The organism is Verrucomicrobiota bacterium (genome assembly GCA_016871675.1).
Taxonomy (GTDB): Bacteria; Verrucomicrobiota; Verrucomicrobiia; order Limisphaerales; family VHCN01; genus VHCN01.
Genome location: VHCN01000066.1, coordinates 1 through 18791, shown reverse-complemented (window position 1 = coordinate 18791; position 18791 = coordinate 1). Strand labels below are relative to the sequence as shown.

Below are 18791 nucleotides of genomic sequence, written 5' to 3'. Positions count from 1 at the left end.
GTTTCCACACGGGCAGACCGAGCGCCTTGCCCTTGATGTCCCAGAGCGCGAGGTCAATGCCGCTCATCGCGTGCAGGCCGATGCCGCGCCGGCCCGAGTAGATGGTGCGGTGATACATCGTGTGCCACAGCCGCTCCGTCTCGAAGGGGTCTTCGCCGATGAGCAGATGTTTCAGCCCGGTGCTGATGGTGTGGCTGAACGGCCCTTCGATGACGGCCTTGGCCGCGAGGGGCGCGGAGTCCACCTCGCCGATGCCGGTGATGCCGGCGTCGGTGGAGACCTTCACGATGAGCGCATCCTGCCCGCTGTCGCACTGGGCGCGGACAAGCTTTTGGGAGACGTAAATGGCTTCGACGTTGGTGATTTTCATCGGCGCGTGGGACGTGGGGCGTGGTGCGTGAAGAAGGCGATGGTCGTGATTGGAATACTCACGCACCACGAGCTGCGCACCCCGGCTTACTTCTTCGGCTTGATGCCGCGCAGGTGCTCGTCGAACCAGTCTGCGAGCGATGTGATGTCATTGATCTGGTCCGGCCAGCCGTGGGCTTTGCCGGGCTTGGTGATGAGCTTGGCGGTCGCGCCGGCTTTCGCCGCCTTGTCCACGAAACTCTCGGCTTGCTGGATGGGCACGAGCTTGTCGGCGTCGCCGTGGATGATGAGCGTGGGCGGCATCTTTGCGGTAATGAAGTAGATGGGCGAAATCTCCTTCCCGAAAGTCCTGCGGCCTTCTTCCGTGTCGGCGCGCGAGCCGAACGCGTTCTTGAAGTTCTTCAACGTCCCGACGCCGACAGCGTCTTCGCCTGTCTGGCCGTAGTTGAGGAAATCCGTCGGCGGATAGAAGCACGCGACGGCCTGCACTTCGCTCGACACGCGTTCGACAGCGTCTTTCGAGTTCGGGTCGCCGGCGCGTCCCTGCGTGCCCATCGTGAGCGAGAGGTGCCCGCCCGCGCTGCCGCCGGTGATGCCGAGCTTGTCCGGGTCCACGCCCCACTGCTTCGCGTTCGCGCGAACGAACCGCACGGCGCGGTGGATGTCCTGCGTGATTTCCGGGATGACGAACTTCGGCTGCGAGCCATGCACGACGGCAAACACGGTGTAGCCGCGCGCGAGGAAGGGCTGATACATCACGGGGTTGATGCTTTGGTGGGCGGAAAACCATCCGCCGCTGACCATAAAGAGAATGCCGTGGCCGTTGGGTTTGGCGGGTTGGAAGACATCCATCGTGAGCACGACCCCAAGCTTGCGGCCGTAGATGACATCGGGCGCGCGCTTGAAGTCCGCCCCGGCCTGGGCGAACGCGCCGGAAGACGCGGCGAACAGAAGCGCTGCAGCGAGAAGAGTGCGGGAGGTGTGTTTCATGGCGGGTGGCAGAGGAATGTCCATGAAGTTATGCCGGCGCAAGGCAGGAGACGCAAGCTTGCGGCCGTTTCGACCGAGGGATGCCCGGGATAAAAGGCTTCCGCGCTGCGCGTCCATCCGGTTCAATCCCGCGCATGCAAGGCCACTTCGCGCTCGTGCTCCACGGGCACTTGCCGTTCGTGCGGCATCCGGAGCACAACCGCTTCCTCGAGGAGGCCTGGCTGTTCGAGGCGATCACCGAGAGCTACGTGCCGCTCATCCAGGTCATGGACGGCTGGCTGCGCGACGGCATGGACACGCGCCTCACGCTCACACTCACGCCGACGCTGTGCGCGATGTTGATGGACCCGCTGCTGCAGGACCGCTACGCGCGCCACCTCGAGGGGCTCATCGAACTGGCCGAGAAGGAAATCCATCGCACGCACTGGGACCATGCGTTCCGCGAACTCGCGTGGATGTATCACCACCGCTTCACGGGCATCCGCGACACCTACTTTGCCTATGGCCGCAACGTCGTCGGCGCGTTCCGCAAGTTTCAGGAAGCCGGCAAGCTCGAGATCATCACGTGCGCGGCGACGCACGCGCTGTTGCCGCTGCTCGCCGGGCATCCGCCAAGCCTCCGCGCGCAGGTGCTCGTCGCGCGCGATCATTATCACCAGTGCTTCGGGTGCGACCCGCGCGGCATCTGGCTGCCCGAGTGCGCCTACGTGGACGTGGTGGAGCAGGCGTTGCAGGAGGCGAACATCCGGTGGTTCATCACCGACACGCACGGCGTGCTGCACGCCCGGCCGCGGCCGCGCTACGGCGTCTTCGCGCCCCTCTACACGCCGAACGGCATCGCGGCGTTCGGGCGCGACCTCGACTCGGCCCGGCAAGTCTGGAGCCGCAACGAAGGTTATCCCGGGGACGCGCGCTACCGCGATTTCTACCGCGACGTCGGCTTCGACCTCGAATTCGAGTATGTCCGGCCACACCTGCCGAGCCCCGAGCTGCGCGGCTTCACGGGCATCAAGTATCACCGCATCACCGGCTCAACGCCGGACAAGCACATCTACGACCGCAAGGCCGCGCTCGCCGCGGCCGACGAGCACGCGGGCCACTTCCTGCACTCGCGCATCGGGCAGTTCCAGCATCTCGGGAGCTTGATGGACCGCGCCCCGCTCATCGTGTCGCCTTACGACGCGGAACTGTTCGGCCACTGGTGGTATGAAGGGCCCGAGTTCCTTGACTTGTTCATGCGCAAGGCGACGTTCGACCAGCGCGCATTCACGCTGACGACGCCGGGCGAGTTTCTCCACCGGAATCCGGTGCAGCAAATCGCCACGCCCGCCGCGTCAAGCTGGGGCGAGGAAGGCTACTTCAAACTCTGGCTCAACGAGACCAACGAGTGGATTCTGCCGCACCTCGACATCGCGCAGGAGCGCATGACGGACCTCGCGCGGCGCTTTCCACAGGCCGCCGGCGTGACCGGGCGCGCGCTCAAGCAGGCCGCGCGCGAAGTGCTCCTCGCGCAATCGAGCGACTGGCCGTTCATCCTCCGCACCGGCACAAGCCCCGACTACGCGCGCCGCCGGGTGAAGGACCACATCTTGCGCTTCACGCGCCTGCACGAGCAGATCACCTCCGGCCGCGTGGACGAGGAGTATCTCGCCAGGTGCGAATGGGTGGACAACCTCTTTCCCGACGTGAACTGGCGCTATTGGGCGTAGCCGGGCGAACCACGAAGACACGAAGGACACGAAGGACTGCGAGACGAAGCCCGATTGAATCTTGGTGCCTTCGCACAGTCGCGGTAAAAATCAGCCAGCCAGTTAAGTCGTTCTTTGCGTCAACGCCTCTGCCCACTGCTGCTCGGAGATGATTGCGGGTGTTCCGTGTTCTCGGCGTGAAAGAACGCCATCCTCAATCTTGTTTCCGTAGGCCCCCCTCTTCCACGCCGCACTGCCTTCGATACCCACGACCAGGTAGTCGATGAACTGATTCACGGATTTTTGGCTCGGAGCGACACCTCCTCGCGCGAGAACCGCATCCAGACATTTCTTGCGTGAACCAAATGCAAACTTTCCAGTAAACACAAACGACTTGCCCGCAAACACTACTGCCGGCTGCGGACGGTCGAATGGCGATTGGTCACACAGCAAGTTCGCAACGAGTTCTTCCTTGAAGTGCTGAATCGCGTCCGAACTCCTCCAACTCTCAGGGACAACAACATCGTTGAAATCTGTCGTAGAGAATTGTTTGAGCGAATCGGTGTTGCTGTCGAAGTCCTTCGTCAGAAACAAATATTTGCGCCATTGCTCTCGATTCCGTTCATCAGACAAGAGGTCTTCGATTTCCCAACCAGCCGCACCGGCTGACAGATTTGGAGAGAACTGTATGCCAAAGAACCGGAGTATCTTCTTCTGACGGTTTGACGCAGGGATGCGCATTGCCTAAACAAGGGGTATCAAAACAAGTTTCCTTGACCAGTCGCTTTCGGTAATGGGTCACCACCGAGCAGGGCTCGGAATTGCGTTTCGTCCAGCACGGGCACACCAAGCTCCCGAGCTTTGTTCAGTTTGGAACCGGCGCTTTCGCCAGCCAGCACGAAGTGAGTGTTCTTGCTCACGGAGCCGGTGACGTTCCCTCCTGCCTCGCGAATCAGCTGCGATGCCTCATCGCGCGACAGCGTGGGTAGTGTGCCAGTGAGCACGAAGGTCTTGCCTGCCAGCGTGGCTTTCTGACTTCCATCGCCAAACGTGCCCAGCGCAGATTTTTTTTGAGGCGTAATCCGGAGTTCTCGCATTCGTCGCAAGACCCTCTTTCCGTGATCGCTGGCAGCCCAGTCAACGATCGCCCTGGCTGAAACTGGGCCTATCAGTGTTCTGGCTTGCCAAGGTTGTCCGCCAGGGCGTGCGAAACCAGCCTCGATCAGCCGCTCCCCAATCGGATTGCCAAGTTGCTTTGCTCCCTCTTGTCGCTTCTTGCGCGCAACTTGCTCGATTTCAGGCAGCTGCTTCTTTTCTTCCTTCCCCACTTTGCTGTATTCAAACACACGTCTCAAATCACCGAGGTCAGCCGTGTCCCTAAGAAGGCTAGAGGTAGCAAGTGTTGGCAAGTCGGGAAAGAACTCGGCGAGCTCATACGCAGTCTGTTCACCGATTTCTGGGATGGCCAGCGCGTGAATCCAGCGGTGCAGTGGCGCCTGCTTCGTTCGTTCCAGCGCATCGGTGACCTTTGCGGCGTTCTTCTCGCCGAAAATGCGCGGTTCGTCGTCGGTGCCGAGGTTCAACTTGCCGAGCTGTTCGAGCTTGAGGTCGAAGAGGTCGAGCGGCTCCTTCACGAGTCTGCGCTCAACGAGTTTCTCGGCTACGATGCCGCCGAGGGATTCAATGTCGAGCGCCTTGCGGGCCGCAAAGTATTCGATTCGGCGAACGCTCTGGGCAGGACAACCAGCAATGTTATCGCAAACCCAGTCAATATACTCTGCTTCCTGCTTCATCTTATGCCCGCACTTCGGGCAATTCCCCCCGACAAGCTCTTGGTCATTGCTTTGATAGGTGCAGGCACGTTTGTTGCCTTTCTTTTCTTCATTCGTGCAGACCGCATAAACATGAAACCTCGGGTCACGTTTTATCTGTGCGCCGCACGCGGGGCATTTGCCGCCGACGTGCGCGAACAGGTCGAACTCCTTCGCGCCCTGCGGCCGCTTGCCCTTCATCACCTCGGCCACCTCGGGAATCACCATGCCGGCCTTGCGGATGACGACGGTGTCGCCGATGCGGATGTCCTTGCGGCGGACCTCCTCCTCGTTGTGGAGCGTGGCGCGGGAAACGGTCGAGCCTTGCACGAAGACCGGCTCCAACTCGGCCACGGGCGTGAGCACGCCGGTGCGGCCGACTTGGATGGTGATGGCGCGGAGCACCGTCGCCGCCGGCGCGATCCACGGGATGGGTTTGTGGACGATCGCGTAGCCGGGCGAGCGGGTCTTGGCCGGAATGAGTGCCCAGTCCGCGATGCGGTTCACCTTGATCACGACGCCGTCGATTTCGTAAGGCAACTGCCTGCGCAAGTCGCGCGCCTCGTCGTAGTGCGCGACGACGTTCTCCGAGTAAGCGCGCAGCACGTCCTCGATGTCCCGGCACGTCCACCAGCGGCGCTGCGTGGGCAGGCCGAACTTCGCGAGCGCATCGAGAAGCTCGGCGTGCGTCTCAAACTCGATGCCCTCGCACGCGCCGACGGCGTAGAACACGACACTGATCGGACGCGCCGCGACCTCGCGCGGGTCCTTCTGCTTGAGCATCCCGGCGGTGGCGTTGCGCGCGTTGGGGAAGGGCTTCCCGCCCGCGGCCGCGAGCTGCTTGTTGAGCGTGTCGAAGTCGCTCAAGGTGATGAACGCCTCGCCGCGCACTTCGAGCAACGCGGGCGGATTCTCCAAGGCGAGCTCGAGCGGAATCGCCCGCACCGTGCGCAAGTTCGCCGTGATGTCGTCGCCGAACTGCCCGTCGCCGCGCGTCACGCCGAGCGCGAGCTTTCCGTGGAGGTAATGGACGCTGATGGACACGCCGTCCACCTTCGGCTCCATCACGTATGCCACGCGGTCACGGTTGAGCGACTCACGGATGTCGGCGTCGAACTTCCGCAACCGCGGCAGCGTGTTACGGTCCTGCGCGCAACTGCGTTTGAACCAGTCCGGCTCTTCGTCCTTGTCCGGATGCGACGATTCATCGGTCTTCTCAAGCGAGAGCATCGGCACGAGGTGCTTCACGCGCTGGAAGCCCTCGGCCGGTGCGCCGCCGACGCGCTGCGTGGGGGACCCGGGCGTGACGAGCCCGGGGAATTCCTTTTCCAAGTCCTGCAACTCGCGGAACAGAAGGTCGTATTCGCGGTCGCTGACGCGCGGTTGCGCGAGCACGTAGTAGGCGTGGTCGTGCCGGCGAATCTCGTCGGCAATCTCGGCGTGGCGCTTCGCGGCTTCGGCTGCTTTCACGGGCGGGCTCAGCGTATCCCACGGGCGTCAGCGAATCAGCATCAAAGGTCCCGGCGCGTCATCCGGCGTGACAAGCCGGTCGATTCGTGGCTTGATCGGGCTGTCCCGAGAACACGGCCATGCCCGCTCATCTTGCTTCGCGTCTCGCGGTCTGTTCGTGGTCGCTCCACCCGGCGACGCCACAACAACTGCTCCAGGACCTGGAATCCATCGGCATCCCGCGCATCCAGCTTGCGCTCGACCCGTTGCGCTCGAACCCCGACGTGTGGCGCTCCGCGCCGATGCTCCTTGCGCAGCGCGACATCGAGGTCGTCGCCGGAATGTTCGGCACGGTCGGCGAGGATTACTCGACGCCCGAGACCATCAAGCGCACCGGCGGCGTGGTGCCCGATGCGACGTGGGAGCAGAACTGCCGCAACATCCAGCAAGTCGCGCGCATCGCGGGGCAGCTTGCGCTTCCGCTCGTGACCTTCCACGCGGGCTTCCTCCCGCACGAAGAGAGCGACCCCGATTATTCCAAGCTGCTTGACCGGATCTCGCGCATCGCCGAGCTCTTCGGCGAGCAGGGCATTGCGCTGGGATTTGAGACCGGGCAGGAGACCGCGGAAACGCTGCGGGCATTCTTGGAGAAGCTCGACTGCGCGAACGTAGGCGTGAACTTCGACCCGGCGAACATGATCCTCTACGAGAAGGGCGACCCCATCGCCGCGCTGCGCGTGCTCGCGCCGTTCCTGCGCTCGTGCCACCTCAAGGACGCCACCGCCACGAAGGTGCCCGGCACATGGGGCGACGAGGTTGTCGTCGGCACCGGGCAGGTGGACTGGCGGGCGTTCTTCCGCACGCTGGACGAAGTGAAGTTCAAAGGCCACCTCTCCATCGAGCGCGAAGCGGGCACGACTCGCGTGGCTGACATCGTGAACGCGAAGGAGTTTGTGCTTGGGCTGTAGTTGAGAACCGCGGCGTCCATCCCGGCTCATGACAACCGGAAATCCACTCGGCGTCGGCATCGTCGGCCTCGGCTTCATGGCGGCGACGCATATCAAGGCGTGGCGGCAGATTCCCGAGGCGCGCGTCGCGGCGCTGTGCAACCCGAGCGGACGCCATCTCGACGGTGACTTCACCGGCGTCGCCGGCAATGTGGGCGACAACGCGCCGGTGCAGCTGGAGCCGGGCTCATTCAAGGCCTTCCGCGACTTCGACGCGTTGCTTGCGGACCCGTCCATCGCCATCGTGGACATTTGCGCGCCGACCCACGCGCACCCGGCGCTCGCCCTCGCGGCGCTGGGCGCGGGGAAACACGTCCTCTGCGAGAAGCCGCTTGCGCGCACCGCCGCGCTCGCGCGAAACATCGCGGGGGCCGCGGCGGACGCGAAGGGCTTCTTCATGCCGGCGATGTGCCTGCGATTCTGGCCGGGCTGGTCGTGGTTGAAGCAGGCGATTGACGCGGGCACTTACGGGAAAGTTTTCGGCGCGCGATTCCGCCGCGTTGCGGAACCGCCGGGCTGGGGCCACTCGCACTTCGTCGACGGCGCGAAGTCCGGCGGCGCGCTGCTCGACCTGCACATTCACGACGTGGACTTCATTCAGTTCTGCTTCGGCCGGCCGCGCGCGGTCTTCGCGACGGGCTACACCAAGCACACGGGCGCGGTTGACCACGTCGTGGCGCAGTATCTGTTTGCGGACGGGCCGGCCGTCCACGCGGAGGGCGCGTGGTGCATGACGCCGGGATTTGGCTTCAGCATGAGCTACACGGTGAACTTCGAGCGCGCGACGGCGGACTTCGACCTTGCGCGCGGCGCCGACGCGCTGAAGCTCCACGAACCCGGCCAACCCGCGCGCATCGTCAAATGTGACGGTCCCGACGGCTACGTGAACGAACTGCGGCACTTCACGGACGCGATCCTCGCTGGCAAGCCGCCGACGGTCGTGACCGTGCAGGACGCGGTGGAGGCGGTGGAACTGTGCGAGGCCGAGGAGCGATCCGCGCAGGGCGGGCGAGTCGTCGCGATCTGATCGCGGCGAGGCAGGTGTGGGACGTTGCTGGGCAGAAGCGGTGAAAAGGCCTGTTGACACCCCCCCGCGTCTCTGGTGTCATCGCGCTCCCATTTTCTGGGAAATCGCATGTATGCCGTCCTCGTAACCGGAAGCAAACAGTATCAAGTGACCCCGGGCGACAAGCTCGAGATCGAGCGTCTCGACACGCCCGCGGGGCAGCCAGTCACCTTCGACCGCGTGCTGCTCGTCAACAACGACGGCCAGCTCAGGATCGGCACGCCGACCGTTCCCAATGCGACCGTCACAGCCGAAGTCCTCGAGCACAAGCGCGGCAAAAAGGTGATCATCTTCAAGATGAAACGGCGCAAGGGCTACCACAAGACGCAGGGCCACCGGCAGGAACTGACCGTCGTCAAGATCACCGACATCAAGGCCTAGTTTTATGGCACACAAGAAAGGTCAAGGCAGCAGCCGCAACGGGCGCGACAGCCACAGCAAGCGCCTCGGCGTCAAAGTTTTTGGCGACCAAAAAGTCACGGCCGGCGGCATCATCATTCGCCAGCGCGGGTCCAAGTTCCATGCGGGCAAGAACGTCGGCATCGGCCGCGACTGGACGCTCTTCGCGCTCACCGCGGGGCTCGTAAAGTTCGACAAGGGCCGCCGCCGCGTGCATGTCATCCCCACGCCCCCGACGGTTGAACCGGCCGCGCCGGCGCCGGTGGAACCCGCCCCCGCGGCCGGCACCTAAGGCGGCCGAAGCCAAAACCCATTCACGGCGAGGCACGCGCCTCGCCGTTTTCTTTTGGAGACACGATTCGATGTTTGTGGATGAGGTCAAAGTTTACGCCCGCGCGGGCCACGGCGGGAAAGGCTGCATCGCCTTTCGCCGCGAGGCCTACCGGCCGAAAGGCGGTCCCGACGGCGGCAACGGCGGTCGTGGCGGCGACGTCATTCTCGAGGCGGACCACGACCTCAACAACCTCATCAACCAGTTCTACCAGCCACGACTGATCGCACAGGATGGGGGGTTTGGCCTTGGCAAGGGCATGGACGGACGCGCGGGCCGCGACCACGTGGTCAAGGTCCCGTGCGGCACGCTGGTCTGGCGCGCCGCCAACCCGGCTGCCCCGACCGACGCAGCCACCGGCACGGGCGACGACGAAGACCGGCCGATCATGGCTTCAAGCGGGCAGCGTCCGGTGATCCGGTATTCCGGACGGTCGAAGTTTGAGGAGATCGACCTCGCCCAAGTGCCTCCAGAGTCCGCGCCCGGCAAGCCCGAGCGCGGCGAACTGGTCGCCGACCTCACGCAACACGGGCAGCGGCACGAGCTGTGCAAGGGCGGCCGTGGCGGACTCGGCAACCGCAACTTCGCAACCGCCGCCCGGCAGTCGCCGCGTTTCGCGCAGCCGGGCGAGCCGGGGACCGAGGGGGAATTCCTGTTCGAACTGCGCATCATGGCCGACGTCGGCCTGGTGGGTTTTCCGAACGCCGGCAAGTCCACGCTGCTCACGGCGATTTCAAAGGCCCGGCCGAAGGTCGCCCCGTATCCCTTCACCACGCTCACGCCACAGGTCGGCATCGTGGAGTATCCGGACTACGAGAAACTCACGGTCTGCGACGTGCCCGGCCTCATCGAGGGCGCGCATCGCGACGTCGGCCTTGGCCATTCGTTCCTGCGCCATGTCCGCCGCTGCAAGGCGCTTGTCATCCTGCTCGACATGGCGGCCACGGACGGCCACGCCCCGTGGGACGATTACCGCCAGTTGCTCCGGGAGCTGGAACTCTACGACGCGGAGATGCTCGCCAAGCCGAGGTTTGTGGTGGCGAACAAAATGGACGAGCCGGCTGCGGAGGCGAACTTGCGGAAGTTCAAGCGCAAGGTGCCGCGAATCAAAGTCCTCCCGATGGCCGCGGCGTTCGACGAGGGCATTGCGGTGTTCCTCAAGCGGCTACGCGAAGTGGTCGGAGAATCGGGCGCCTGACCGCACCACAAGTGCGAGACCCGTGCACGGAGTCATTTCCCGCCGCGCCCTTCCAGCTTCGCGACCACGGCGCGGGGCGGCGCGGGGCGGCCCTGCTGCGTGGCCGCGCAAACAGGCGTGAACTGCTGGCCCGCCCACACGCAGTCCAGCCGCAGCCAACCGGCAGCCGCCGGGTGTTGCCGGGGAAACTGAACCCGCAGCCGCGGCCCCGGAGGATTGCACGACAAAACAAAACGGCGGGCCTCCTCGCGAAGGCCCGCCGCGGATGAAATCGCCCGGTCAGTTGATGTAGATCAACTCGTTGCTCAGGAGCATCGCCTGCGTGAGCCGCTCCCACGCGGAGAACTCGCCCGTGGGCGCGCCCTTGGCCGGGGCGTTCCGGGCCGCGACGGCGGCGGGCGCGGAGCGGACGGGGCCGCTGAATTCCTGCTGCGCGTTCCACTCGGCGTGCTGGCCCTTCGGCGCGTTGAGCAGGCGGATGATTGGCGCCCACGTGAAGACTTCGTCGTCGTCGGTCTTCGGCGCAGTCGGGCCGCGGTTCGAGACGATGAAGTCAATCGCGTCGCCTTTTTTCACGGTGACGCGCTCGATGCGTGTCTCGACTTCGGAACCGCTCGCGGTCCAAACGCCGAGCTGGCCGGATTTTGCGGTGTAGATGAAAGCCTGAACGCCTTCGCCGGTCTTGGCCTTGTGGATAAACGCGCCCTCGATGCTCACGACACCGTCCACAGGAGAAACCCACCGGCGTATGACGGACTGCTTCGCGTCGCCGGGGTTGCCGCCGACGGCGTTGAGCGAAACGGCAAAGGCCGAGCCCATGGCCGCCTGCCGGGCGACGTTCTGCTGGACATTCGGGTTGTTCGGATTGCCCTTCTTCGGGGCGGGGCGCTCCTTGGCCTGCTCGATCGTGAGCTTGCGGAGTTGTTCCTTGTCCACGGCGATCCACGAGTCGCGCAGGAACGCGGTCATCGGCTCAAAGCCCTTCAGCTTGCCGGCCTTTGCGTCGTATTCGCCAAAGCCGTAGCGCCATGAGCCGACATCGGAACCGCCGGTCGCGGGCTTGCCCTGCTGGTCGGCGAGATAGGCGGCGGCGAGTTTCGTCTCGTTCAGAGTCGGCGGGCGCTGGTGGATGAGCTGGTAAAGGTAGCCGATCTTCTCCTCGTCGCGGCTGCCGGAGATCATCTCCGGTCGCGACGTGATTTGCTTCGCCTGCTCGATGACGAACGGGTTGTTCATCATGAAGAGCGCCTGGAGCGGCACGGTGGTGAGCATGCGCTGCGGGGCGGTCATGTCCGGATTGGCGAAGTCGAAGATGCGATACGCCTCGGCGATGCGCGCGCGGTCCACGTAGCCGTAAAGCGTGCGGCGGTTCGAGCCGGCGAGTTCGACCGACGGGCCGCCGACTTTCTCGAAGTCGGCCTTGCCGCCGAGCGCGAGCAGCGTGTCGCGGAGTGATTCGAAGTCGAGTCGCTGGAGATTCTGCCGCCAGAAGAACGAGTTGCCGGGATCGACGGCGGAGTTCTTCGGGTTGTCCTTGGAGGACTGCATCCACGCCGCCGAGAGCAGGATCGTCTTGTGGAGCTTCTTGATGGACCATCCGTTGGTCATCAGCTTGACGGCGAGGTGGTCGAGCAGTTCCTGGTTCGACGGCGGGTCGCTGCGCAGGCCGAAGTCGCCGGGCGTGCGCACGATCGCGTCGCCGAAGTGCCATTGCCAGACGCGGTTCACGAAGACGCGCGCGGTGAGGGGGTTGTCCTTGCTGGCGACGTGTTTCGCGAGGTCGAGGCGCCCGCTGCCGTCCTTGAAGGGTTCGCGCTTGTCCTTCGAAAGGATCTCGAGGAACTGCCGCGGGACGACGGGTCCGCGGTTCGCGGGTTCGCCGCGGATCATCACGAAGGAATCCAGCGCGCGCGGCTTGTCGGTGAGCGCCATCGCGCGCACGGGCGAGCCGGGATGCGTCATCTTGAGGTCGGAAATCTTGGTGCGCTCGGCATTTTCGGCGTTCTGGATGCGGTTGCCGATGATGCGCTGGAACCCGCGCCGGTCGAGGCTGATGGGCGAGTCGTTGCCGTAGAGCACGAGCCGCAATTCCTCCTTCGGCGACTCGAGCGACTTGGCGTCGGCCTTCTGCGCGGCCTGCCATTCCTTGTCCACGTCCTTGAACAGCTTCGCGTAAGCCTCGGCGAGGTCGTCCGCGCTCTTGGGCGCCGCGGTGAACAGTTTCGCGACGAGCGGATTGATCGGCTTGCCGTCGCAAGTGCCGGTGGCGAACTTGTCGGCGAGTTCCTTCGACTTCGCCGTGAAGTCCTCATCCTTGAGCGCGGCGAAGGCGAGCCACGGGGCGAAGACCGGGCTGTGGTCGGTGGAGCACTTCTTGAGCGCTGCGACCCATTGGTCGAAAATGTCGGGGTCGAGCCCCTTCTGCCGGGAGAACGCCTGCGCGGTCAGCTTCTTTGCGGATTGGTTGAGTTCGCGGACGCCGAGCAGATACTTGTCCAGCACCGCGCGGAACTGGCCGAGCACGCGGCCTTCCTCGGTGCTGCGAATCGAGGCGATGACGGCCTCGACTTCTTCGACCTTCTTGGTGAAGTCGGCGAACGCCGCCTTGTCCGCGGGCGGGTAGAGCATCGGCTCCTCGTCGGGCTCCTGGGATGAGTTGAAGACGCCGTGCAGGCTGTAGTAGTCGCGCTGCGGAATCGGATCGAACTTGTGGTCGTGGCAGCGCGCGCAGGCGGCGGTCATTCCCATCAGGCCCTGCGTCACCACGTCGATGCGATCGTCAATCACCTCGTTGATGTTTCCCATGAACCGCTTGCCGACGGTGAGGAAGCCCATCGCGGCGAGCGGCATCTTGGTGTCGCCGAGTTCGAGCCGGTCGGCGGCAATCTGCTCGATGATGAACTGGTCGTATGGCTTGTCCGAGTTGAAGGCGTTGATCACGTAGTCGCGATAGGTCCACGCGTAGGGAAACTTCGGGTCGCGGCGCGCCCCGCCGATGCGGTCGCCCGTGGTGTCCGCGTAGCGCGCGACATCCAGCCAGTGCCGCCCCCAGCGCTCGCCGTAGTGCGGCGAAGCGAGCAGGCGGTCCACGACCTTCTCGAACGCGTTCGGCGACTTGTCGGCGACGAAGTCCGCGACTTCCTGCGTCGTCGGTGGCAGGCCGATGAGGTCGAAGGTCGCGCGGCGGATGAGCGTGCGCCGGTCAGCCATCGGCGAAGGCTCGAGGCCTTTGGATTCGAGCTTCGCGAGGACGAACTTGTCGAGGTCGGTGCGCGCCCACTTCTTCGAGTCTTTCACTTTTGGAACCGGCGGCGCGGTCACCGGTTGGTAGGCCCAATGCGTTTTCGCTTTTTCCATGTCCACCTGGAGCGCGGATTTCGCACTCGCGGGTGCGATGCGCGGGTCGGGTGCGCCGGAGCGAATCCACTGCTCGAAGTCGGCGATGACGTTGGGCGGCAGGCGGTCGCCCTTTGGCGGCATCATCTCGTCCTCGTCGGTGGACTTGATGGCTTTGATGAGGAGGCTTTTCTCGGGCTTGCCGAGGACGATGGCGGGGCCGCTGGAGCCGCCCTTGAGCACCCCGGCCTTGGAGTCGAGGAGCAGGCTGCCCTTGACCTTTTCGGCGGTGGCGCTGTGGCATTTGTAGCACTGCTCGACGAGCACGGGGCGGATGCGCTTCTCGAAGAACTGAAGTTGCTCGGGGTCGAGGCGCTCGACTTGCGCGCTCGCGGGGCCTGCGGCCGCAGCCGCGGCGACGAGGAATGCGATTCGTGTGTTCATGGCTTTACTCAAAAACTGCGGCGGACGAACCGGCTTCCGGATCCCCCGGGAATGCGAATGACGGATGGGAACCGAAGAAGGTTCGTCATCCGCCATTCATCCTTCGTTCGTCAACCGGGTTGACGAAAGACGGGGTTCTCCACCGCGCAAACTCAGGCGATCAGGTCCTTGACCACGTTGCCGTAAACGTCGGTGAGGCGGAAGTCGCGGCCGTTGTAGCGATACGTGAGTTTCTCGTGATCGAAGCCCAGCAGGCGCAGGATGGTCGCGTGCAGGTCGTGCACGTGGACCTTGTTCTCGACGGCGTTGAAGCCGAACTCGTCGGACGCGCCGTAAGCCTGGCCACCTTTGACGCCGCCGCCGGCCATCCACGAGACGAATGACTTGTTGTGGTGGTCGCGGCCGGGTTCGCCGCGCTGCCCGCGGTCGTGCCGCGGGGTGCGGCCGAATTCGCCGCCCCACACGACGAGCGTGTCCTCGAGCATTCCGCGGCTGCGGAGGTCCTTGATCAACGCGCCGATGGCCTGGTCGATTTCACCGGCCTTGCGGCGGAGGTTGTTCGCCACGGCGGTGTGGTGGTCCCAGCCGTTGTGCCACGTCTGGACGAACCGCACGCCCTTCTCGATGAGCCGGCGCGCGACGAGCAATTGCCGGCCTTGGGGCGTCTCGCCATACATCTCGCGGATGTGCTGCGGCTCGCGGCTGATGTCGAAGGCGTCCGTCGCCTCGGTCTGCATCTGGTAGGCGAGTTCGAAGGACTGGATGCGCGACTCGAGCGCGGCTTCCTGGCCGAGGTTTTTCTGGTGTTCGGCGTTGAAGGCCTGCACGAGGTCGAGTTGCTCGCGCTGGCGGGCGAGCGAAAGGTGCGAGGTCTTGATGTTCTCGATGATCCTCTCGACGCTCGCGGCGGGGTTGCTGACGAGCGTGCCCTGAAACGCCCCGGGCAGGAACGCCGAGCGCCAGTTGGCCGCGCCGCCGAGGCCGCCGCTCAGCGCAACGAAGCCGGGGAGGTTTTGGTTGTCCGTGCCGAGGCCGTAAACGGTCCATGAGCCGAGCGAGGGCTTCACGAGCCGGCCGGAGCCGGTGTTCATCATCACCGTGGCGAACTCGTGCGACGGGATGTCGGTGGTCATCGAGCGGATGACCGCCACGTCGTCAATGTTCGCGCCGATGTGAGGCCAGATTTCGCTGACTTCGACGCCGGACTTGCCGCTCGGGGTGAACTTGAACTGCGTGGGCAGCGGCGTGCCGCCGATGGCGTCCACTTTTTGGTCGCCGTATTTGGCGAGCGCGGGCTTCGGGTCCCACGTGTCGATGTGCGACGGGCCGCCCTGTGCGAAGATGTGGATGACGCGCTTGGCCTTGGCGGGGAAGTGCGGCTTGCGCGGCGCGAGCGGGTTGGTGGCGGTGATGGCGTTCGCGGTGCCGCCAAGCTCGGGGCCGAGCAACCACGCGAGGCTCAAGCCGCCCATGCCCATGCCGAAGCGGTTGAGGAACTGGCGGCGGGTGGCGAAGTAATCGGTCAATTGGGGACGATGCTGGTTGATGTCCATAATCAGTTGCGTCGTGTCTTATGGTTGCCTGCGAGAGCGGAAGAAAACGTTTTTCCAACGCCGCCTATTCAAGCCCGCGCGGACTTTGTCGCTACGCAAACTCCGCCGGTCGCCAACGCAGACGCATGGCCCGGGATGATGGTTACTGGTCCATGCAAAATCTCGCGCCGTGCCCCCGATTCCCGGTGGAAAAACAATTCGCCCCGCCGGCGGCTGCAAGCCGCGCGACGGGGCGTGATGGATACTGGGCTCAAGGAGCCCGGGGCTGGGTTACTTGTCCTTCTTCTTGGGTGCAAGGCCGGCCTTGGACATCTTGTCCTTGTCTTCCTGGCTCATCTTGCCGCGCTCTTCCTTGTCGAGCTTGCCGTCCTTGTTCGTGTCATACTTGTCGGTCATTTCCTTCATGAGCTTTTTCTGCTCCTCGGTCAGTTCCGGGCGCTTCTTGTCCTGGGCCGACGCGGACGTGACGATGGAGAGGGCGCAAGCCACGCCCATCAGGGTAACGATCAGTTTCTTCATACGATGTTGGTGTTGATGTTGGTTGTTCTCAGCCGACTGACAACCAGGGCAGACGGCCCAGCTTTCGCGAGGTTACAACCCCGGCGGGCGGGCGGGACGCGATCTCGCCGGGCGTGGCTTGGCGAGCGTCGGTTCCGTTGACGCGAAGGCAGCCCGCGACGGGCCTGCACCCAAGCTCATGAATCCAAACGTCCGGTCGATCATGGCTTCCGGCAGCCGTCCGGCTGGCCGCCAATGGGTCACCGGCGGCGCCATCCCGATCCTCCGCGAAGGAAAGACCTACCCAAGCGACGTCCCGCCCGCCGCGGACACGATGCCGGATGACGAACCGCCGCGAGGCACGCCGGCGCGGCTCGGGCCCACGTTGACACGCCCCGCGACCGCTTCTACCGTGACCGCGTGAACGCCCTCAGAGACTCGCTCATCGAACTCATCCGCCGCACGTCCGCCGAGATTCCAGACGACGTCAACCGCGCGCTCATCGCCGCGCTCGAGAACGAAAAGAAGGGCACCATCGCCGAGTCCGCGCTCAAGATCATCGACCGCAACATCGCGCTCGCCAAACAGAAGTCGCAGCCCATCTGCCAGGACACCGGCAGCATCATCTTCTACATCGAGTGCCCGGCCGGGCTGGACCAGATTGCGTTCGAGGACGCCGCCCGCCTCGCCGTGAAAGCCGCGACCAAGAAGGGCTTCCTCCGTCAAAACTCCGTGGACTCCCTCACCGGCGTGAACGACGGCACCAACGTCGGCCCCGGCTCCCCCGTCGTGCACTTCCACCAGCATCGCGGCGCGGAACTCAACGTGCGGCTCATCCTCAAGGGCGGCGGCTGCGAAAACGTCGGGGCGCAATACTCCCTGCCCATCGAGAAGATGAAGGCCAACCGCGACCTCGACGGCTGCCGCAAAGTCATCCTCGACGCCGTGTTGCAGGCGCAGGGCAAAGGCTGCGGACCGGGCATCCTCGGCGTGTGCATCGGCGGCGACCGCGCCACGGGCTACGAGTTGAGCAAGCAACAATTCCTCCGCGTGCTCGACGACCGCAACCCCGTGCCCGAACTCGACACGCTCGAACAGGACGTGACGAGAACCGCCAACGAACTCGGCATCGGACCGATGGGCTTCGGCGGCAAGACCACCTTGCTTGGCGTGAAAATCTGCGCGGCCAACCGCCTGCCCGCGTCATTCTTCGTCAGCGTCAGCTACATGTGCTGGGCGTATCGCAGACAGGGAGTGGCACTGGATGGCTCGGGCGCGATCCAGTCGTGGCTTTACTGAACGACGAATCGGCTTCAAGCCACGCCCGCCGGACGTCGCGTGCCTGAAACAAATCGCTGGCAACTTCCCGCTCCCGCAATAATCTGCCGCCCATGCGCGTCGTGAAGGTCACGCTCGGGACCCGGAGCTACTCCATCCACATCGGCAGCGGACTGCTGTCCGGTCTCGGCGCGCATTGTGAACGACTCGGACTCGGCGAGCGCTGCGCGATTGTCATGGACCGCAACGTCGCGCGCCACTACGGCCGCCCGGCGTGGAACTCGCTCGCAAAGGCCGGCTTCCAACCCGTCCTCGTCACCGTGCCCGCGGGCGAAAAGAGCAAGAACCTCCGCGCCATCGCCTCGACATACGACCTGCTCGCGGCGCATCGCATCGAGCGCCAGTCCTTCCTCGTCGCGCTCGGCGGTGGCGTCGTGGGCGACCTCGCGGGTTACGTCGCCGCGACCTATCTGCGCGGCATTCCATTCGTGCACGTGCCGACGACGTTGCTCTCGCAGGTCGACAGCTCGGTCGGCGGCAAAGTCGGCGTGAACCTCAAGGCCGGCAAGAACCTCGTCGGCGCCTTTCATCAGCCGCGATTCGTCCTCTGCGACCTCGACACGCTCGACACGCTCCCGGACCGCGAGTTCCGCGCCGGCCTCGCCGAAGTCATCAAATACGGCATCATTTACGACCGCGACCTGTTCGACCGCCTCGAACGTGACTTGCCGCGGTTGCTCAAGCGCGAACCCGCCGTGCTAGCTTCCATCATCGCGCGCTGCTGCGAGATCAAGGCCGCGGTCATCTGCAAGGACGAGAAGGAATCCGGCCTGCGATCCATTCTGAATTACGGCCACACCATCGGTCACGCGATCGAGACGGTGTCCGGCTACGGGCGCTACCTGCACGGCGAGGCCATCTCGATCGGGCAGACGCTCGCCTCCGAGCTCTCCGCGAAGGTTCTCGGCCTGCCCGCGCGCGACGTGGCCCGTGTGCGGCGGATTTTTTCCGACGCCGGGCTCCCCACGCACATCAAGCTCTCGCCGGCGCGCCGGACACGGCTCTACGCGGCGATGGCGCGCGACAAGAAAGTCACGGCCGGCGAACCGCGCTTCGTGCTCGCCGAGCGCATCGGTCGCGCGCGCTGGGGCCAGCGTGTGCCGGGCGAGATGCTTGGTCGCGTCCTCACCAACGGCTCGCCATGAACCGCAACCCGGCCACAGACCCACCCCACTTCAAACCCACCGCATGTCCGCCGTCAGCGAATCCATCGTCCGCGAATACTTCGAGCAGCTCGGATTCTTCGTCCGGCAACAGCGCAAGTTCATCGGCCAGTCGCGCCGCGACGACGACGAGATCGATTTCCTCGCCGTC

At 64.7% G+C, this 18791-nt stretch carries 16 protein-coding genes; 9 read left to right on the top strand and 7 right to left on the bottom strand.

Features of this window, described 5'->3' with window-relative positions:
• A partial coding sequence (locus tag FJ386_12495) for a mandelate racemase/muconate lactonizing enzyme family protein (GenBank protein ID MBM3877520.1) occupies nt 1-370 on the bottom strand: 370 nt, incomplete at its 3' end.
• A gap of 86 nt (nt 371-456) precedes the next feature.
• Nucleotides 457-1359 (bottom strand): alpha/beta hydrolase, encoded by a 903-nt coding sequence (locus FJ386_12490; protein MBM3877519.1) that lies wholly within the window; start codon nt 1357-1359, stop codon nt 457-459.
• A gap of 134 nt (nt 1360-1493) precedes the next feature.
• Between FJ386_12490 and FJ386_12485 the strand changes: the two genes are divergently transcribed.
• Nucleotides 1494-3068 carry a DUF1957 domain-containing protein gene (locus tag FJ386_12485; protein ID MBM3877518.1) on the top strand — a complete coding sequence of 525 codons (1575 nt, stop codon included), beginning with the start codon at nt 1494-1496 and terminating at the stop codon, nt 3066-3068.
• Nucleotides 3069-3170: 102 nt separating this feature from the next.
• Here the strand turns inward: FJ386_12485 and FJ386_12480 are convergent, their stop codons facing one another.
• Both FJ386_12480 and ligA read right to left on the bottom strand, forming a co-directional pair.
• Nucleotides 3171-3788: a hypothetical protein gene (locus FJ386_12480; GenBank protein ID MBM3877517.1), complete on the bottom strand. Its 618-nt coding sequence runs from the start codon at nt 3786-3788 to the stop codon at nt 3171-3173.
• Nucleotides 3789-3805: 17 nt separating this feature from the next.
• Entirely contained in the window at nt 3806-6328 is a 2523-nt protein-coding gene (gene ligA, locus FJ386_12475; GenBank protein MBM3877516.1) for an NAD-dependent DNA ligase LigA, read from the bottom strand.
• Nucleotides 6329-6447: 119 nt separating this feature from the next.
• On the opposite strand from ligA, the gene FJ386_12470 reads away from it, so the two are divergent.
• The 5 genes from FJ386_12470 (at nt 6448) to obgE (ending at nt 10308) form a co-directional block, all read left to right on the top strand.
• Nucleotides 6448-7275: a sugar phosphate isomerase/epimerase gene (locus FJ386_12470; protein MBM3877515.1), complete on the top strand. Its 828-nt coding sequence runs from the start codon at nt 6448-6450 to the stop codon at nt 7273-7275.
• 28 nt (nt 7276-7303) lie between these two features.
• The gene (locus FJ386_12465; protein ID MBM3877514.1) at nt 7304-8341 is read left to right on the top strand and encodes a Gfo/Idh/MocA family oxidoreductase; all 1038 of its coding nucleotides are present in this window, start codon (nt 7304-7306) and stop codon (nt 8339-8341) included.
• A 108-nt stretch (nt 8342-8449) separates the two neighbouring features.
• Complete coding sequence (rplU, locus tag FJ386_12460; GenBank protein ID MBM3877513.1) at nt 8450-8761, top strand: 50S ribosomal protein L21; 312 nt, start codon at nt 8450-8452, stop codon at nt 8759-8761.
• Nucleotides 8762-8765: 4 nt separating this feature from the next.
• On the top strand, nt 8766-9071 hold the full coding sequence (locus FJ386_12455; GenBank protein ID MBM3877512.1) for a 50S ribosomal protein L27: 306 nt from the start codon (nt 8766-8768) through the stop codon (nt 9069-9071).
• Nucleotides 9072-9141: 70 nt separating this feature from the next.
• Nucleotides 9142-10308 (top strand): GTPase ObgE, encoded by a 1167-nt coding sequence (obgE, locus tag FJ386_12450; protein ID MBM3877511.1) that lies wholly within the window; start codon nt 9142-9144, stop codon nt 10306-10308.
• A 279-nt stretch (nt 10309-10587) separates the two neighbouring features.
• On the opposite strand, the gene FJ386_12445 is transcribed toward obgE, so the two are convergent.
• The 3 genes from FJ386_12445 to FJ386_12435 form a co-directional block, all read right to left on the bottom strand.
• Nucleotides 10588-14184 (bottom strand): DUF1549 domain-containing protein, encoded by a 3597-nt coding sequence (locus FJ386_12445; protein ID MBM3877510.1) that lies wholly within the window; start codon nt 14182-14184, stop codon nt 10588-10590.
• Nucleotides 14185-14240: 56 nt separating this feature from the next.
• Nucleotides 14241-15641 carry a DUF1501 domain-containing protein gene (locus FJ386_12440; protein ID MBM3877509.1) on the bottom strand — a complete coding sequence of 467 codons (1401 nt, stop codon included), beginning with the start codon at nt 15639-15641 and terminating at the stop codon, nt 14241-14243.
• A 270-nt stretch (nt 15642-15911) separates the two neighbouring features.
• Nucleotides 15912-16160: a hypothetical protein gene (locus FJ386_12435; GenBank protein MBM3877508.1), complete on the bottom strand. Its 249-nt coding sequence runs from the start codon at nt 16158-16160 to the stop codon at nt 15912-15914.
• A gap of 178 nt (nt 16161-16338) precedes the next feature.
• On the opposite strand from FJ386_12435, the gene FJ386_12430 reads away from it, so the two are divergent.
• From FJ386_12430 to FJ386_12420, 3 genes are all read left to right on the top strand, one after another.
• Nucleotides 16339-16563: a hypothetical protein gene (locus FJ386_12430; GenBank protein MBM3877507.1), complete on the top strand. Its 225-nt coding sequence runs from the start codon at nt 16339-16341 to the stop codon at nt 16561-16563.
• Nucleotides 16560-17438, top strand: coding sequence for a fumarate hydratase (locus FJ386_12425; protein ID MBM3877506.1), 879 nt, complete (start codon nt 16560-16562; stop codon nt 17436-17438). Before FJ386_12430 ends, FJ386_12425 begins: the two co-directional genes overlap by 4 nt.
• A 92-nt stretch (nt 17439-17530) precedes the next feature.
• Nucleotides 17531-18622 carry a 3-dehydroquinate synthase gene (locus FJ386_12420; GenBank protein MBM3877505.1) on the top strand — a complete coding sequence of 364 codons (1092 nt, stop codon included), beginning with the start codon at nt 17531-17533 and terminating at the stop codon, nt 18620-18622.
• The last annotated feature ends 169 nt before the right edge of the window (nt 18623-18791 follow it).

Excerpts from the sequence above, each read along its gene's own strand:
- FJ386_12470 (MBM3877515.1), top strand. The coding sequence starts at position 6,448 with ATGCCCGCTCATCTTGCTTCGCGTCTCGCGGTCTGTTCGTGGTCGCTC.
- FJ386_12480 (MBM3877517.1), bottom strand. The coding sequence starts at position 3,788 with ATGCGCATCCCTGCGTCAAACCGTCAGAAGAAGATACTCCGGTTCTTT.
- FJ386_12465 (MBM3877514.1), top strand. The coding sequence starts at position 7,304 with ATGACAACCGGAAATCCACTCGGCGTCGGCATCGTCGGCCTCGGCTTC.
- FJ386_12490 (MBM3877519.1), bottom strand. The coding sequence starts at position 1,359 with ATGAAACACACCTCCCGCACTCTTCTCGCTGCAGCGCTTCTGTTCGCC.
- FJ386_12440 (MBM3877509.1), bottom strand. The coding sequence starts at position 15,641 with ATGGACATCAACCAGCATCGTCCCCAATTGACCGATTACTTCGCCACC.
- obgE (MBM3877511.1), top strand. The coding sequence starts at position 9,142 with ATGTTTGTGGATGAGGTCAAAGTTTACGCCCGCGCGGGCCACGGCGGG.
- rplU (MBM3877513.1), top strand. The coding sequence starts at position 8,450 with ATGTATGCCGTCCTCGTAACCGGAAGCAAACAGTATCAAGTGACCCCG.
- FJ386_12445 (MBM3877510.1), bottom strand. The coding sequence starts at position 14,184 with ATGGCGGATGACGAACCTTCTTCGGTTCCCATCCGTCATTCGCATTCC.
- FJ386_12420 (MBM3877505.1), top strand. The coding sequence starts at position 17,531 with ATGCGCGTCGTGAAGGTCACGCTCGGGACCCGGAGCTACTCCATCCAC.
- FJ386_12455 (MBM3877512.1), top strand. The coding sequence starts at position 8,766 with ATGGCACACAAGAAAGGTCAAGGCAGCAGCCGCAACGGGCGCGACAGC.
- FJ386_12485 (MBM3877518.1), top strand. The coding sequence starts at position 1,494 with ATGCAAGGCCACTTCGCGCTCGTGCTCCACGGGCACTTGCCGTTCGTG.
- FJ386_12430 (MBM3877507.1), top strand. The coding sequence starts at position 16,339 with ATGAATCCAAACGTCCGGTCGATCATGGCTTCCGGCAGCCGTCCGGCT.
- FJ386_12435 (MBM3877508.1), bottom strand. The coding sequence starts at position 16,160 with ATGAAGAAACTGATCGTTACCCTGATGGGCGTGGCTTGCGCCCTCTCC.